This window comes from Kineococcus halophytocola (assembly GCF_041276425.1).
Taxonomy (GTDB): domain Bacteria; phylum Actinomycetota; class Actinomycetes; order Actinomycetales; family Kineococcaceae; genus Kineococcus; species Kineococcus halophytocola.
The window spans coordinates 15,853-29,076 of sequence record NZ_JBGFTU010000017.1 but is presented as its reverse complement, the minus strand read 5'-3'; the positions used below and the strand labels follow the sequence as shown (position 1 = coordinate 29,076).

Genomic DNA, 13,224 nt, shown 5'->3' with positions numbered 1-13,224 from the left:
GGGCTCCGGTCTCGAGGGGGTGCGTCAGCAGGAGCCGACGCTACCCGCCTCGCCCTCGGTGCCGGTCTCGTACCCGGTGATCGCGTCCACCTTGGCCGCCGAGGCGCTGGAGGTGTCGAACACGTACCCCAGGAACTCCTTCGCCAGCCGCCGCGCCAGCTCCTTGCCGATGACCCGCTCACCCAACGTCAGCACCTGGCCGTCGTTGGACAGCACCAGCCGCTCCACCGAGAACGAGTCGTGCGCCACCGAGGCCCGGATGCCGGGCACCTTGTTCGCCGCGATCGCCACACCCATCCCGGTCCCGCACACCAGGATGGCACGGTCGGCCTCCCCGGCGGCGACCTTGCGGGCCGCGGCCACCGCCACGTGCGGGTAGGCGGTCTTGTCCGTGTCGGCGTTCACACCGACGTCGATGACCTCCGTCACGCGGGGGTCCTTCTCCAGGTCGGCCTTGATCGCGTCCTTGTACGAGACACCGGCCTCGTCGGCCGCGAGCACGACGCGCCACTGCAGGTCGGTCATGTCCTCCTCCTTCTCTCAGAGCTCGTCGGCGACGGTGCGGGTGACCAGCGCCAGCGACACCGCGCCGGCGTCGGGGTGACCCAGGGACCGCTCGGCCAGGGGCCGGGCCCGCCCGATCTGCGGGCGCAGGTCCTTGGTGGCCTCGGCGGCCTCGGTCGCGGCCTGGGCGGCGGTGGTGAACGCCGTCTTCAGGTCGTCACCGGCCTCCACGCGCTGGGCGAGGGTCTGGGCGAAGGGGACCTGGGCGTCCAGCATCGTCTTGTTGCCCACCCGCGCCCCGGCCAGGCGCTGGACGGCCTCCACGCTGGCCCCGGCGCCCGCGGCGACCTGCTGGGCGGTGGGCTCGCCCTCGTCGCCGAGCTGGTCGGCGAAGGCGTGCAGCAGCACCCCCCAGATGACCCCGGAGGTCCCGCCGGCGCGGTCGGCCCACGCGCCGCCGGCCGCGGCCAGGGTCGCGCCGGCGCCGGCGCCGGCGTCGGCGGCCGTGCGCGCCGCGCGGGCGGCGGCGACCGAGCCGTTGACCATGCCGGTGCCGTGGTCGCCGTCACCGGCGATGGCGTCGATGCGGCCCAGTTCGGCCTCGGCGTCCTTCAGCACGTCGCGGACGGCCTCGAGCAGGTCGGCGACCCGACGGCCCGCGGACTGGGCCTCCTCGGGGGTGCCGGTGTAGTCGGCGACCTCGTCCTCGGGCACCTCGTACACCGGGGCCGGGGTGGTCTCGATGGTGGGGCCCACGGACAGGGCCGGGCACTGCGCCGGCGCGGTCCACAGCTCCTCCAGCTCGGAGTCCAGCCAGGTGACGGTGAGGGAGGCCCCGGCCATGTCCAGGCTGGTGACCAGTTCCCCGACCTGGGGGGCGACGATCTCGTGGCCGGCCTCGCGCAGCCGCGCGGCGATCGGGCCGTAGAGCAGGAACAGCTCCTCGTACTTCGTCGAGCCCAGCCCGTTGACCAGGACCGCGATCCGGCCGCCGTCGGGAGCGCCCTCGGGCTTGCCGGCCAGGACCTTCTCGACCAGCAGGTCGGCGATCTCCTCGGGGGTGCCGATCGGTTCCTCGCTGATGCCGGGTTCGCCGTGGATGCCCAGGCCGATGCCCATGTGCCCGTCGGTGACGGTGAACAGGGGTTCGGTCTCCCCGGGCAGGGTGCAGCCGGCGAAGGCGATGCCCATCGAGCGGGTGCGCTCGTTGGCGTGGCGGGCCACGCGCACGACCTCGTCGAAGTCGTAGCCGGCCTCGGCCGCGGCACCGGCGATCTTGAAAGCGACGACGTCGCCGGCGATGCCGCGACGCTGCCCGTTGGCGCCCTGGCCCTCGGAGGCGACGTCGTCGGTGACGACGAGCAGTTCGGCGCGGATGCCCTCGGCGCGCAGCCGTTCGGCGGCCAGGCCGAAGTTCAGGATGTCCCCCGCGTAGTTGCCGAACCCGAGCAGGACACCGCCGCCGCGGTGGGCGGCCTTGGCGACGTCGTAGACCCAGCGGGTGGAGGGGGAGGCGAAGACGTTGCCGCAGACGGCGCCGTCGGCCAGGCCCGGGCCCACGTAGCCGGCAAAGGCGGGGTAGTGCCCCGAGCCGCCGCCGGCGACGAGCGCCACCTTGCCCTCGGGGGTGGCGGTGGAGCGGATCACCCCGTGGGGGACGGGCTGGACGTACCGGGAGTAGACGTCGACGAAACCGGCCACGGATTCGTCGACGAACGTCGCGGGGTCACCGAAGATCTTCGTCATGGGAACGGTCTCCTTCGATCGCTCAGTGGTTCGCAGCGCCGCTGCGGAAGGACTGGAAGGGGGTCACCTTGGGCAGCACGCGACGGATGTACTCGCGGTTGGTCGCGCCCACGCTGATGCTGTCGCCGCCGTAGTGTTCCACGCAGAACGCGCCGCGGAACCCGGCCTCGATCGCCATCGTGATGGCCTTGCGGTAGTTGATCGTCCCGAACTCCAGGGGAGCCGGGTGGGTGCGCACCGAACCCGTGGAGGGTTCCTCGTCGCGGTAGTAGTTCTTCAGGTGCCAGTAGTTCGTGTACGGGAACGTCTTGGCGGCGATCTCCTCCCACGGCTCCACCTCGCGGTGCAGGCGCAGGATGTTGCCGAAGTCGGGGTTCAGGCCGACGTTGTCGTAGCCGACGTCCTGGACGAACTGGACCATGCGGTCGGCCGTGCCCAGGTAGGTGTCCTCGTACATCTCCAGGGCGATCTGCACGCCGACCTCCTGGGCGTGCTTCGCCAGTTCCTTGATCTTGCCGACGGCGACGGCGCGGACGTCGTCGCTGAAGTCGTCGGAGTAGCCCGGTTCCAGCCAGAACCACAGGGCCTCGGCCTGGGCGGGGGTGAAACCGCGCATGAACCCGAAGTTCACGACGGGGATGCCGATGGCGGCGCAGGCGTCGATGGCCCGGTGGGAGTAAGCGAGGTTCTCCTCCCCGCTCTCGGGGTCCATGACCGAGCGGCGCGAGGTGGAGAACGCGGGGATCTGCAGGCCCGCGGCCCGCACGGTGCGGGCGAACTCCTGCTGCCGCTGCGCCGGCAGGTCCGCGATGCGGATCCAGGTGTCGGTGGGGTCGATGCAGGTGTAGCCGGCGTCGACCATCACCTCCAGGGTCTGGGCCCAGCCCTCGGCCGACTGCTCCTGCACCGTCGTGCCGTCGGGCAGGACGTGCGGGTGCGGCATCATCGGCACCGTGATCGGCCAGTTCTGACGGGTCAGCACGTCGGGGAAGCCGTCGAACACGCGGGTGGCGTCGTCGCTCACGTTCTCACTCCTGAGGTCGTCGTGCCACAGATTGTATAGAAAATCACGGGGCTTGGCGAGCCTGGGCTCACCGTGTCACCCCGCGTCCTCCCTGCACCCCCCACCGTGACCCCGCGCTCACGCCACGGCGCGCTGGAGCACCCCCCGCAGGTGCACGCGCATGGCCTCCGCGGCGGCCGCGGGGTCCCGGCGCTCGAAGGCGCGCACGATCGCCTCGTGCTCGGCCACGCTCTCCTGCGCGTCCCCGACGTGCTCCTCGACCTGGTGCAGCCGCTGGACGAAGCCGCGGAAGGAGTCCAGCGTGCGCACGATGAAGGGGTTGCCCGTGCCCTCGGCCAGCAGCTCGTGGAAGGACCAGTCGGCCTCCAGGTAGTGCTTGAACCCGGTGTAGCCCGGCCCGGTCGGCGCCTGCCGCTGCTCCTCGACCGCCGCCCAGAGGCGGAGCACGAAGCCGTCGTCGGTACGCGCGCAGGCGCGCTCGGCGTTGCCCGGCTCGACCAGCAGACGGACGTCGACGAGCTGGGCGAGCTCCTCGCTGGACAGCAGCGGCGCGGCCCGGTACCCGCGCCGCGCGGTGCGCACGACCAGACCCGACCCCTCCAGCCGGGCCAGGGCCTCGCGCACCGGCGTCGCCGAGACGCCCAGGCGGGCGGCCAGCGTCTGGGTCCGCAACGCCGAACCGGGTTCCAGGCCGCGGTTCATGAGCAGTTCCAGGAGCGTGTCGTGCACGGTGTCCGTGAGCCCGCGGGGAGTCGTCACCGACCAGTCGTCCATGGGACCGGGACGCTACCGGCTACGGTGGCGCCGGTGAGCGCCGACACCAGTACCGCGCAGGCCACCCCCACCGCCGAGGAGGAGGTCCTGGACCTGTGCCGGGACCTGATCCGCATCGACACCTCGAACTACGGCGACGGCTCCGGCCCCGGCGAGCGCGCCGCCGCCGAGCACGTGGCCGGGCTGCTGCACGAGGTCGGCCTGCGACCGGAGTACGTCGAGGGGTTCCCCGGCCGCGGCAACGTCGTCGTGCGCGTCCCAGGCGAGGAACGCGGCACCGCCGAACGCGGGGCGCTGCTGCTGCACGGCCACCTCGACGTGGTGCCCGCGCGCGCGGCGGACTGGACGGTCGACCCCTTCGCCGGGGCGATCGCCGACGGGTGCCTGTGGGGCCGCGGCGCGGTCGACATGAAGGACATGGACGCGATGCTGCTGGCCGTCCTGCGCGAGATGACCCGCACCGGCACCCGCCCCCCGCGCGACCTCGTGTTCGCGTTCCTGGCCGACGAGGAGGCCGCGGGCACCCAGGGGGCGCAGTGGCTCGTGGAGAACCGGGCCGACCTGTTCGAGGGGGTCACCGAGGCCGTCAGCGAGGTCGGGGGGTTCTCCGTCGACCTCGACGGCCGGCGCACCTACCTGCTGCAGACCGCCGAGAAGGGCCTGGCGTGGTTGCGCCTGGTCGCGCACGGACGGGCCGGGCACGGCTCGCAGGTCGGGACCGACAACGCCGTGACGCGGTTGTGCGCGGCCGTCACCCGGATCGGGGAGCACACCTGGCCGCTGGAGTACACCGCCACGGTGCGCCAGTTCCTGCAGGGCGTCTCGGAGATCACCGGCGTCCGCTTCGACGAGGACGACCCCTCGGCCCTGCTCGCCACCCTGGACACTACCGCGCGCTGGGTCGGGGCCACGCTGCAGAACACCGCCAACCCCACGGTGCTGGAGGCCGGGTACAAGCACAACGTCATCCCGGGGACGGCCACGGCCCTGGTCGACACCCGGTTCCTGCCCGGCCGGCAGGACGACCTCATGGCCACGATCCGGGAACTGGCCGGGGAGCGCGTGGACGTCGAGGTCGTCAACGAGTCCGTGGCCCTGGAGACGGAGTTCGCCGCTCCGCTGGTGGACCGGATGCGCTCGGCCCTGGAGGCGGAGGACCCGGGTGCGGCGGTCCTGCCGTACTGCCTGGCGGGGGGGACCGACAACAAGTCGTTCTCGCACCTGGGGGTGCGCGGCTACGGGTTCGCCCCCCTGCGGCTGCCGGCGGGGATGGACTTCGCGGGCATGTTCCACGGGGTCGACGAACGCGTCCCGGTCGATGCCCTGGGGTTCGGCGTGCGGGTGCTGCGGCGGTTCCTCGCCACCTGCTGACGGGTCGTCCCGACGGGTCGCCCTGACGGCGCGTCGAACGCTCAAGACCCGCCCGGCGACTGTCGATGGACTCCTCACCAGTCGTGTCGAGGGGAGTTGTCCACCGTGTCGTTGACCACCAGGATCGTGGGTGCCGCCGCCTCGCTGGCGGCCGTGGCCGCCGTCACCGGCACGGGCGGCGTGCTCGCGGCGCAGGCGATGTCCCAGAACATCTCCGACCTGTCCACCGGACCGCTGCAGCGGCAGACGACGGTGCGCGCCATCGAGCTGGCCAGCAGCGACATCGCGACGCTGGCGCTGAGCTCGAACTTCGTGCCCGGTCAGGGACCGCGCCTGGCGCCGCGGCTGGAGGCGCGGCGCACGGAGATCACCACGCTGATGGACCGTCTGCTGACCCAGGTGCCCGCCGCCGAGCAGGACCTGGTCCGGGACCTGCAGGCGCAGTACGAGGCCGGCGAGGCCGCGGGCCAGCAGATCATCGCCGCGCGCGACGCCGCCTCGGCCGCGAGCGCCGACCAGGCGTACACCGCGGCGCAGGCCGCGTTCGCCCAGGACGTCGCCACCCTCAACACCAGCGCCGCCGCGGCCGTGGCCGCCGCGGTCGAGGACGGTCAGGGCCGGGCGCGGTTGTCGCTGCTGCTCACGCTGGGGTTGCTGGCGGTCGGGCTCGGTGTGTCGGCCGGGATCGTCACCTTGACGGTGCGACGGATCCGGGCGGACGCGCGCGCCATCGTGGAGGTCGCGCAGGCGCTGGAGCGCGGTGACCTCACGGTGAGCAGCGGGGTGGACAACGACGACGAGCTGGGGCGAGCGGCCGCCGCGCTGGACCGCGCGCTCGCGCAGCTGCGGGTGGACGTGGCCTCGGTGGCCCGGGGCGCGGGGACGCTGAGCGCGACGTCGGCGAGCCTGGCCGACCGCAGCAGCGAGGCCGGGGCCGCGTCGCAGCGGACCGGTCGCAGCGTGGAGCTGGTGGCCGGGGACGTGGCGTCGGTGGCGACGAACCTGCAGGCGATCGGCGCGGGCGCCGACGAGATGGGCAGCGCGATCCGGGAGATCTCCACCTCGGCCGCCGACGCCACCGGGGTCGCGGCTCAGGCGGTCCAGGTCGCGGACGACACCACGGCGACGGTCTCGCGGCTGGGGGAGTCCTCCGCGCAGATCGGCTCGGTCGTGAAGGTCATCACGGCCATCGCCGAGCAGACGAACCTGCTGGCCCTGAACGCGACGATCGAGGCCGCCCGGGCCGGGGAGATGGGCAAGGGCTTCGCGGTCGTGGCCGGTGAGGTGAAGGAGCTGGCGCAGCAGACCGCGCGGGCCACGGAGGACATCTCCCGGCAGGTGCAGGCCATCCAGGACGACACGACGGGGGCGGTCTCGGCGATCGGGTCGATCGCGGAGGTCATCGCCCGGATCAACGACCTGCAGACGACGATCGCCTCGGCGGTGGAGGAGCAGACGGCGACGACCTCGGAGATCGCGCGGTCGATCGCCGAGGCCGCGGCCGGGGCCGATCGCGTCGACGGTGGGGTCCGTGAGGTCTCGGCGGCCACGGCCACGACGGTGCAGACCGTGGAGTACGCGCAGCGCGCCTCCGAGGAGGTCGCGGGGATCTCTACCCAGTTGCAGACCCTGGTGAGCCGCTTCCGGTTCTGATCCCTGCGGCGGCGGCGTCGGTCCCGTCAGGGCAGGTCGAGGACGAGGAGGGGGTCGTTCCCCTCCGGTCCGGCGGCCACCCGGGAGACGCAGACGCACAGGGCTTCGGCGGATTCCTGCTGCTGGGGGGAGAGGAACACGTCGCGGTGGTCCAGGACCCCCTCGACGGTGCGCACGGGCAGGACGCACAGTCCGCACTCGCCCTTGAGGCAGTCGTACATGAGGTCGGCCCCGCGCCGTCGGAGGGCTTCGAGCACGGTGCTGCCGGGGTCGACGACGGTCTCCAGGTCCAGGGCGGGCACCTGGACGCGGAACCGGCCGGCGGCGTGCCGCCCGGAGCTGCCGAAGGTCTCGTAGCGCAGGTTGGTCTGCGGCAGTCCGTGGCGGTGCCAGGCGCCGGTGACGGCGTCGAGCAGGCCGAGGGGGCCGCAGACGTAGGCCTCGGTGCCCGGGGCGTCGCGGGCGGTGCGGGCGATGAGGTCCTCGACGTCCAGGCGGGTGCCCTCGCTGGAGACGACGGGGCGGACGCGGTCGCCGAGCTCGGCCTGCAGGTCGGTGAGGTAGGGCATCCGGTCGCGGGAGCGGCCGACGTAGACGAGCTCGACGTCGGCCCCGAGGCGGGCCAGGGTGCGGGCGGTGGCCGCGAGCGCCGTGATGCCGACGCCGCCGGCCAGCAGCAGGTAGCGCTGGGCGCCGATGCGCAGGGGGAAGTTCTGCAGGGGGCCGGTGCACCGCAGCGAGTCCCCGGGGCGCAGGCCGTGGACGTAGGCGGAGCCGCCGCGGCTGGTGGGGGAGCGGTGGACGGTCAGGGCGAGCCGGGAGCCGTCGGGGGTGGAGTCGACGACGGAGTAGGAGCGGACCTCGGGGCGGCCGCCGGGCACCTCGACGCGGACGTCGAGGTGGGTCCCGGGGTCGGCGCGCCGGCGGGCGGCGGGTGGGGGTTCCAGGACGACGCGGCGGATGTCGGTGGCGACGTCGGTGGTCTCCAGGACGCGGGCGTCGTGGAAGGTGCGGGCGTTCACGAGAGGGCCTGGACCCCGCTGGGGACGGGCAGGGCGCGGCCTTCGGCGGCGAGCATGCGGTCGAGGATGCGGCGCACCCACATGCCGCCGGCGTCGACGGTGAGGCTGTAGAAGACCTTGTCGGGGTTGGCGTCGATGGCGCGCTGCTGGGCGACGAGCATGGCTTCGTCCTCGGCGAAGACGCCGCGGACGCCTTCGCGCAGCTGGGTGGTGATGAGCTGGCTGTCGAGGCGGTAGTTGCGCATGAACGCCCAGAAGTAGTGCGAGGTGGTGTCGGTCTCGGGGGTGATGGTGTTCATGACGTAGCCGTTGACGCCGCGGGAGCGGTCGCCCTCGGGGGCGCCGGTGCCGGCTTCGGCGACGCCGACGTCGATGCAGATGGTGGAGGGGGCGTAGTAGTGGATGATCTGCCAGCGGTCGACGCGGCCCTCGAAGTCGGGGAACTCGTCCCGCATGTTCTTGCGCCAGAACGGCGGGGGTTCGACATCGCGCATCCAGCGGGTGACGGTGACGCTGCCGTCGTCCTCGTGGCGGGTGGTGAACTCGCTCTCGGACAGTTCGGCCTGGCCGATGCTGGAGCCGTGGACGAACTCCTCGTGGGTGAGGTCCATGAGGTTGTCGAGGATGAGCTGGTAGTTGCAGGGGGCTTCGATGGTGAGGCCGTCGCCGGCCCACTCGGGGGAGTCCATCTGGTGCATGTCGGGGATGGTGGCGGCGTCGGCCAGGAGGGGGTCGCCGGGCCAGACCCAGACGTAGCGGTGGCGTTCGACGACGGGGTAGGACGTGACGAGGGCGCTGGGGTTGACCGTGGCCTGGGCGGGCATGGCGGTGCAGCGGCCGGCGGCGTTGTACTGCAGGCCGTGGTAGGGGCACTGGATGCCGTCGCGGCCGACGAGCTTGCCCTGGGACAGGGGTGCGAGGCGGTGCCAGCAGGCGTCGTCGAGGGCGACGGGGCGTCCGTCCTGGGTGCGGTAGAGGGCCAGGGGGCGGCCGGCGACGGTGCGCGCGGTCGGGGCCTTGGCGGTGACCTCGTGGTCCCAGGCCGCCACGTACCAGGCGTTGAGGGGGTGGGGGAAGATCTTGGCGGTCACCCGCCCGGGGACGTCGAGCTCGGTCACGGTGGTCCTCCTGGTCGCGGCGACGGTGCCGGTGGGTCCCGGTCCTGTGCAGCGTCGGCCGGGGCGGGCTCCTCGCGCCAGAGGGACTTCCGCACAGCGGAAGGTGGGGCGCCGAGGGCGCGGGAGATCCCGAGGGCGGCGGCCCGCACGGCGGGCCCCAGGGCCGGCGGGGAGACGGTGCCGTGGCGCACGACGAGGGAGACGGCGGCGACGACGTCCCCGCCGGGGCCGCGCACGGGGGCCGCCACGGACACCGCGTCGCGGGTGACCTCCCGGTCGCTGACGGCCACGCCGGTGCGGCGGACCTCGGCCAGGCCGGCGCGCAGGCGCGCGGGGTCGACCTCGGTGAACGGGGTCCAGCGGCGCACGGGGCGGGCCAGGGCGGCCTCCTGGACGTCGGCGGGGGCGTGGGCCAGCAGGGCGCGCCCGACACCGGTGGAGGTCAGCGGGAAGCGGGTGCCCACGCGCGTCATGACCGTGACGGCCTCGCGGCCGGTGAGGCGTTCGACGAAGACGCTCTCCAGGCCCTCGCGGACGGCGAGCTGGACGTTCTCGCGGGTGGCGACGTACAGGTCCTCCAGGAAGGGCAGGGCCACGTCGCGCAGCGCGTTGCCGCGGGGGGCCAGGGAGCCGATCTCCCACAGCCGCAGCCCCACGTGCAAGGACCCGTCCGGGGCGCGCTCCAGGGCCCCGCAGCGCACCAGGTCGGCGACGATGCGGTGGGTCGTGGTCAGGGGCAGCCCGCTGGTGGCCGCCAGCTCGGCCAGGCGCCGGGTGCGGTGCTCGGGCGTGAAGGCGGCGAGCACCTCGAAGGTGCGCGACGTGAGGGTCACGGACCCAGCATGCCCCCCGAGCCCGCCGATTGACAGGTTTGCTGTCGATCTGCACACTCGTGCCGTGGCCGTCCTCCCGGCCCCCCGACGACGTGGAAGAAGGAGCACCGCCCGTGGACGGCTTCGACACCCTCCTCGACCGCGGACTGGGGTCGTGGCCCGCCCGCCGGGCCCGCATCGACCCCGAGGCCACCGCCCTGAGCCAGGGGGAGCGCACCCGCACCTACCGCGAGCTCGCCGACCGCACCGACCGCCTGGCCGCCGGCCTGCTGGAACTGGGAGTCGCCCGGGGCGACCGGATCGCCTACCTGGGCCTGAACGACCTCACCGCGCTGGAACTGCTGTTCGCCTGCGGTCGCGCCGGCGCCGTCTTCGTCCCCCTCAACGTCCGCCTCGTCGCCCGGGAGCTGGCCTTCGCGCTGCGCGACAGCGGCACCGAGGTCCTCGTCGTGGGGCCGGGCGTGGAACCGGTCGCCGCCGCCGTGCTGACCGAGGACGTCGCGCTGCGGACCGTCCTGACCCTGGGACCGGTGCCCGGCGTGCCCGGGCGGGCGCTGGAGGACGTGCTGGCCGCCCCCGGGACGGCCCCGCCGGACCCGGCCAGCCTGGGAGCCTCGCTGGACGACCCGGCCGTGGTGCTCTACACCTCCGGCACCACCGGCCGGCCCAAGGGCGCGGTGCTGACCCACGGCAACCTCACCTGGAACACGCTGAACCAGCTCACCCACGTCGACGTCACCCGCCACGAACGCGCCCTGTGCACGGCCCCGGTCTTCCACGCCGTGGGCCTGGGGCAGGTGACCCTGCCGACGCTGCTCAAGGGCGGGCGGGTCGAGGTCCTGCCCCGCTTCGACGCCGCCGGGCTGCTGCGCACGGTCGAGGACTTCGGGGCCACGAGCTTCGCCTGCGTCCCGACGATGCTGCAGATGATGGCCGACCACCCCGCCTGGGCCGGGGCGGACCTGTCCTCGCTGCGCACCGTCGTCTACGGCGGGTCGGCGGTGCTGGAACGGGTCGCCCGCGCCTGGCGCGAGCGCGGGGTCGAGGTCGTGCAGGGGTACGGCATGACCGAGGCCGCCCCCGGGGTCTTCATGGAGACCCCCGCCGACGGCGCCGACCGGGCGACCTCGGTGGGGGCCCCGCACTTCTTCGTCGACGTCGCGGCCGTGGGCCCCGACGGCCGGCCCGTCGCCCTGGACGCCGCCTCCACGCCCTCGGAACTGCTCGTGCGCGGACCCAACGTCTTCGCCGGCTACTGGGGCCGTCCCGCGGACACCGCCGACGCCTTCACCGGGCCGGCGGGGGACTGGTACCGGACCGGGGACGTGGTCGACGTCGGCCCCGACGGTCGCGTCCGCGTCGTGGACCGGCTCAAGGACCTGTTCATCTCCGGCGGCGAGAACGTCTACCCGGCCGAGGTGGAGGCCGTCATCGCCAGCCTGCCGGGCGTGGCCACGACCGCGCTGGTCGCCGTGGCCGACGAGCGCTGGGGCGAGGTCGGCGCCGCCTACGTGACGGCGCTGGAGGGCGTCACGCTCGACCCGCAGGCCCTGCGCGAGCAGTTGCGCGAGCGCATCGCGGCCTACAAGGTCCCCCGGTGGGTGTTCTGCGTGGAGGAACTGCCCATGGGCGGCACCGGCAAGATCCGCCGCGTCGACCTGCGCCGGCGGGCCGCCGACGACGTCGCCGCCCTGGTCGCCCGACAGCAGCAGCAGCAGGAGGGAGTCCGGTGAGCGCACCGACCCTGGAGGAGTTGTTCACCCTGCGGATCGAGGTCGGTGACCCCGTGGACCTGGGGCCCGCCCCCGACGGGCACCGCCGCATGGTGCCGATCACCGGCGGGACCCTCGACGGCCCCGGCGGGCTCACCGGCCGCGTCCTGCCCGGTGGGGCCGACCACCAGGTGCTGACCCCCGGGTTCGCCCTGCTGGACGCCCAGTACGTCGTGGAGACCGCCGCCGGGGAACGCCTCTCGGTCCACAACCGCGGCGTGCGCAGCGGGGACCCGGCCGACATGGCCGCCCTCGCCCGCGGCGAGGAGGTCGACCCCGCCCGGGTCTACTTCCGCTGCACCCCGCGCCTGTCGAGCGCCGCGCCGGCCTGGGCGTGGGTCACCGGTCGCGTCTTCGTCGCCGACGCCCACCGCCATCCCCGCCGGGTGGACGTGCGGGTCTTCACCGTCCTCTGAGGGCACCGACCCCACCGCCGGGGGACCACGAACCGTTCCACACAGGAGGAATCAGCACATGAGCACCACGTTGCAGGGCAAGGTCGCGGTCGTGACCGGCGCGGGGGCGGGCCTGGGCGCCGCCTACGCGGTGGCGCTGGCCCGGGCGGGGGCCGCCGTCGTGGTCAACGACGCCGTCGAGGACGCGGCGCGCAGCACGGTCGAGGCCGTCCAGGCCGCCGGCGGGCGCGCGGTGGCCGTGGTCGCCCCGGTCGGGCCGGCCGAGACGGCCGAGCAGCTCGTGCAGACCGCCCTGGCCGAGTTCGGCGGGTTCGACGTCCTGGTCACCAACGCCGGGATCCTGCGCGACAGGTCGCTGCTGAAGATGAGCGACGAGGACTTCGACGCCGTCCTGGCCGTCCACGTCCGGGGCACGTTCTCCTGCGTGCGCGCCGCCTACGCCTCGTTCAAGGAACGCGGCGTCACCGGGCGCATCGTGACCATCGGCTCGCCCACCGGCCAGCGCGGCAACTTCGGGCAGACGAACTACGCCGCCGCCAAGGCCGCGATCGTCGGCATGGTCCGCACCTGGGCGCTGGAGATGAAGAAGGCCCAGGTCACGGTCAACGCGGTCGTCCCGGTCGCGGCCACCGCCATGACCCGCACCGTGCCCTACTTCGCCGCCGCCGTGGAGGCCATGGACGCCGACGAGCCGATCCCGTCGTTCTACCGGCACGACCTGGGGTTCGGCACCCCCGAGGACGTCGCCGGCCTCGTGGTGTTCCTGGCCTCGGAGGAGGCCGCCGGCATCAGCGGTCAGGTCCTGGGCGCCGGCGGTGACCGGCTGCAGGTGTGGAGCCACCCCGAACCGGTCCTCACCGTCCACCACGAGGGCGGGTGGGACGCGCAGACCATCGCCGAGCAGTTCGCCCCGACGCTGCGCGAGAACCTGCAGTCGGTCGGGGAACGCTTCCCCGACCTGCCGGGCGACCTCGTGCGCCCGCAGGGCTGA

The 13,224-nt window shown here is 73.9% G+C and carries 12 protein-coding genes; 5 read left to right on the top strand and 7 right to left on the bottom strand.

What is annotated here, in order from left to right:
• Positions 1–24: 24 nt before the first annotated feature.
• The 4 genes from AB2L27_RS14700 to AB2L27_RS14685 all read right to left on the bottom strand — a co-directional run bounded on the left by AB2L27_RS14700 (position 25) and on the right by AB2L27_RS14685 (position 4,048).
• Positions 25–525 carry a ribose-5-phosphate isomerase gene (locus tag AB2L27_RS14700; RefSeq protein WP_370442232.1) on the bottom strand — a complete coding sequence of 167 codons (501 nt, stop codon included), beginning with the start codon at positions 523–525 and terminating at the stop codon, positions 25–27.
• Positions 526–540: 15 nt separating this feature from the next.
• Positions 541–2,250, bottom strand: coding sequence for a dihydroxyacetone kinase family protein (locus AB2L27_RS14695; RefSeq protein ID WP_370442231.1), 1,710 nt, complete (start codon positions 2,248–2,250; stop codon positions 541–543).
• A 22-nt stretch (positions 2,251–2,272) separates the two neighbouring features.
• A complete protein-coding gene (locus AB2L27_RS14690; RefSeq protein WP_370442297.1) occupies positions 2,273–3,196 on the bottom strand; it encodes a sugar phosphate isomerase/epimerase family protein in 924 nt (307 codons plus the stop codon).
• Positions 3,197–3,391: 195 nt separating this feature from the next.
• Complete coding sequence (locus AB2L27_RS14685; RefSeq protein WP_370442230.1) at positions 3,392–4,048, bottom strand: GntR family transcriptional regulator; 657 nt, start codon at positions 4,046–4,048, stop codon at positions 3,392–3,394.
• Positions 4,049–4,081: 33 nt separating this feature from the next.
• On the opposite strand from AB2L27_RS14685, the gene AB2L27_RS14680 reads away from it, so the two are divergent.
• Complete coding sequence (locus tag AB2L27_RS14680; protein WP_370442229.1) at positions 4,082–5,419, top strand: M20/M25/M40 family metallo-hydrolase; 1,338 nt, start codon at positions 4,082–4,084, stop codon at positions 5,417–5,419.
• A gap of 105 nt (positions 5,420–5,524) precedes the next feature.
• The gene (locus AB2L27_RS14675; RefSeq protein WP_370442228.1) at positions 5,525–7,072 is read left to right on the top strand and encodes a methyl-accepting chemotaxis protein; all 1,548 of its coding nucleotides are present in this window, start codon (positions 5,525–5,527) and stop codon (positions 7,070–7,072) included.
• 26 nt (positions 7,073–7,098) lie between these two features.
• Here the strand turns inward: AB2L27_RS14675 and AB2L27_RS14670 are convergent, their stop codons facing one another.
• From AB2L27_RS14670 to AB2L27_RS14660, 3 genes are read right to left on the bottom strand one after another with little or no spacing between them, the layout of a single operon-like run.
• Positions 7,099–8,094: a PDR/VanB family oxidoreductase gene (locus tag AB2L27_RS14670; RefSeq protein ID WP_370442227.1), complete on the bottom strand. Its 996-nt coding sequence runs from the start codon at positions 8,092–8,094 to the stop codon at positions 7,099–7,101.
• Complete coding sequence (locus tag AB2L27_RS14665; RefSeq protein WP_370442226.1) at positions 8,091–9,212, bottom strand: aromatic ring-hydroxylating dioxygenase subunit alpha; 1,122 nt, start codon at positions 9,210–9,212, stop codon at positions 8,091–8,093. The genes AB2L27_RS14670 and AB2L27_RS14665 overlap by 4 nt, the downstream gene beginning before the upstream one ends.
• A complete protein-coding gene (locus AB2L27_RS14660) occupies positions 9,209–10,045 on the bottom strand; it encodes an IclR family transcriptional regulator (RefSeq protein WP_370442225.1) in 837 nt (278 codons plus the stop codon). The genes AB2L27_RS14665 and AB2L27_RS14660 overlap by 4 nt, the downstream gene beginning before the upstream one ends.
• 113 nt (positions 10,046–10,158) lie before the next feature.
• Between AB2L27_RS14660 and AB2L27_RS14655 the strand changes: the two genes are divergently transcribed.
• The 3 genes from AB2L27_RS14655 to AB2L27_RS14645 are packed head-to-tail and all read left to right on the top strand — an operon-like array spanning position 10,159 to position 13,224.
• Complete coding sequence (locus tag AB2L27_RS14655; RefSeq protein ID WP_370442224.1) at positions 10,159–11,778, top strand: acyl-CoA synthetase; 1,620 nt, start codon at positions 10,159–10,161, stop codon at positions 11,776–11,778.
• A complete protein-coding gene (locus AB2L27_RS14650) occupies positions 11,775–12,233 on the top strand; it encodes a DUF3237 family protein (protein WP_370442223.1) in 459 nt (152 codons plus the stop codon). The genes AB2L27_RS14655 and AB2L27_RS14650 overlap by 4 nt, the downstream gene beginning before the upstream one ends.
• Before the next feature lie 58 nt (positions 12,234–12,291).
• Positions 12,292–13,224 (top strand): SDR family oxidoreductase, encoded by a 933-nt coding sequence (locus AB2L27_RS14645; protein WP_370442222.1) that lies wholly within the window; start codon positions 12,292–12,294, stop codon positions 13,222–13,224.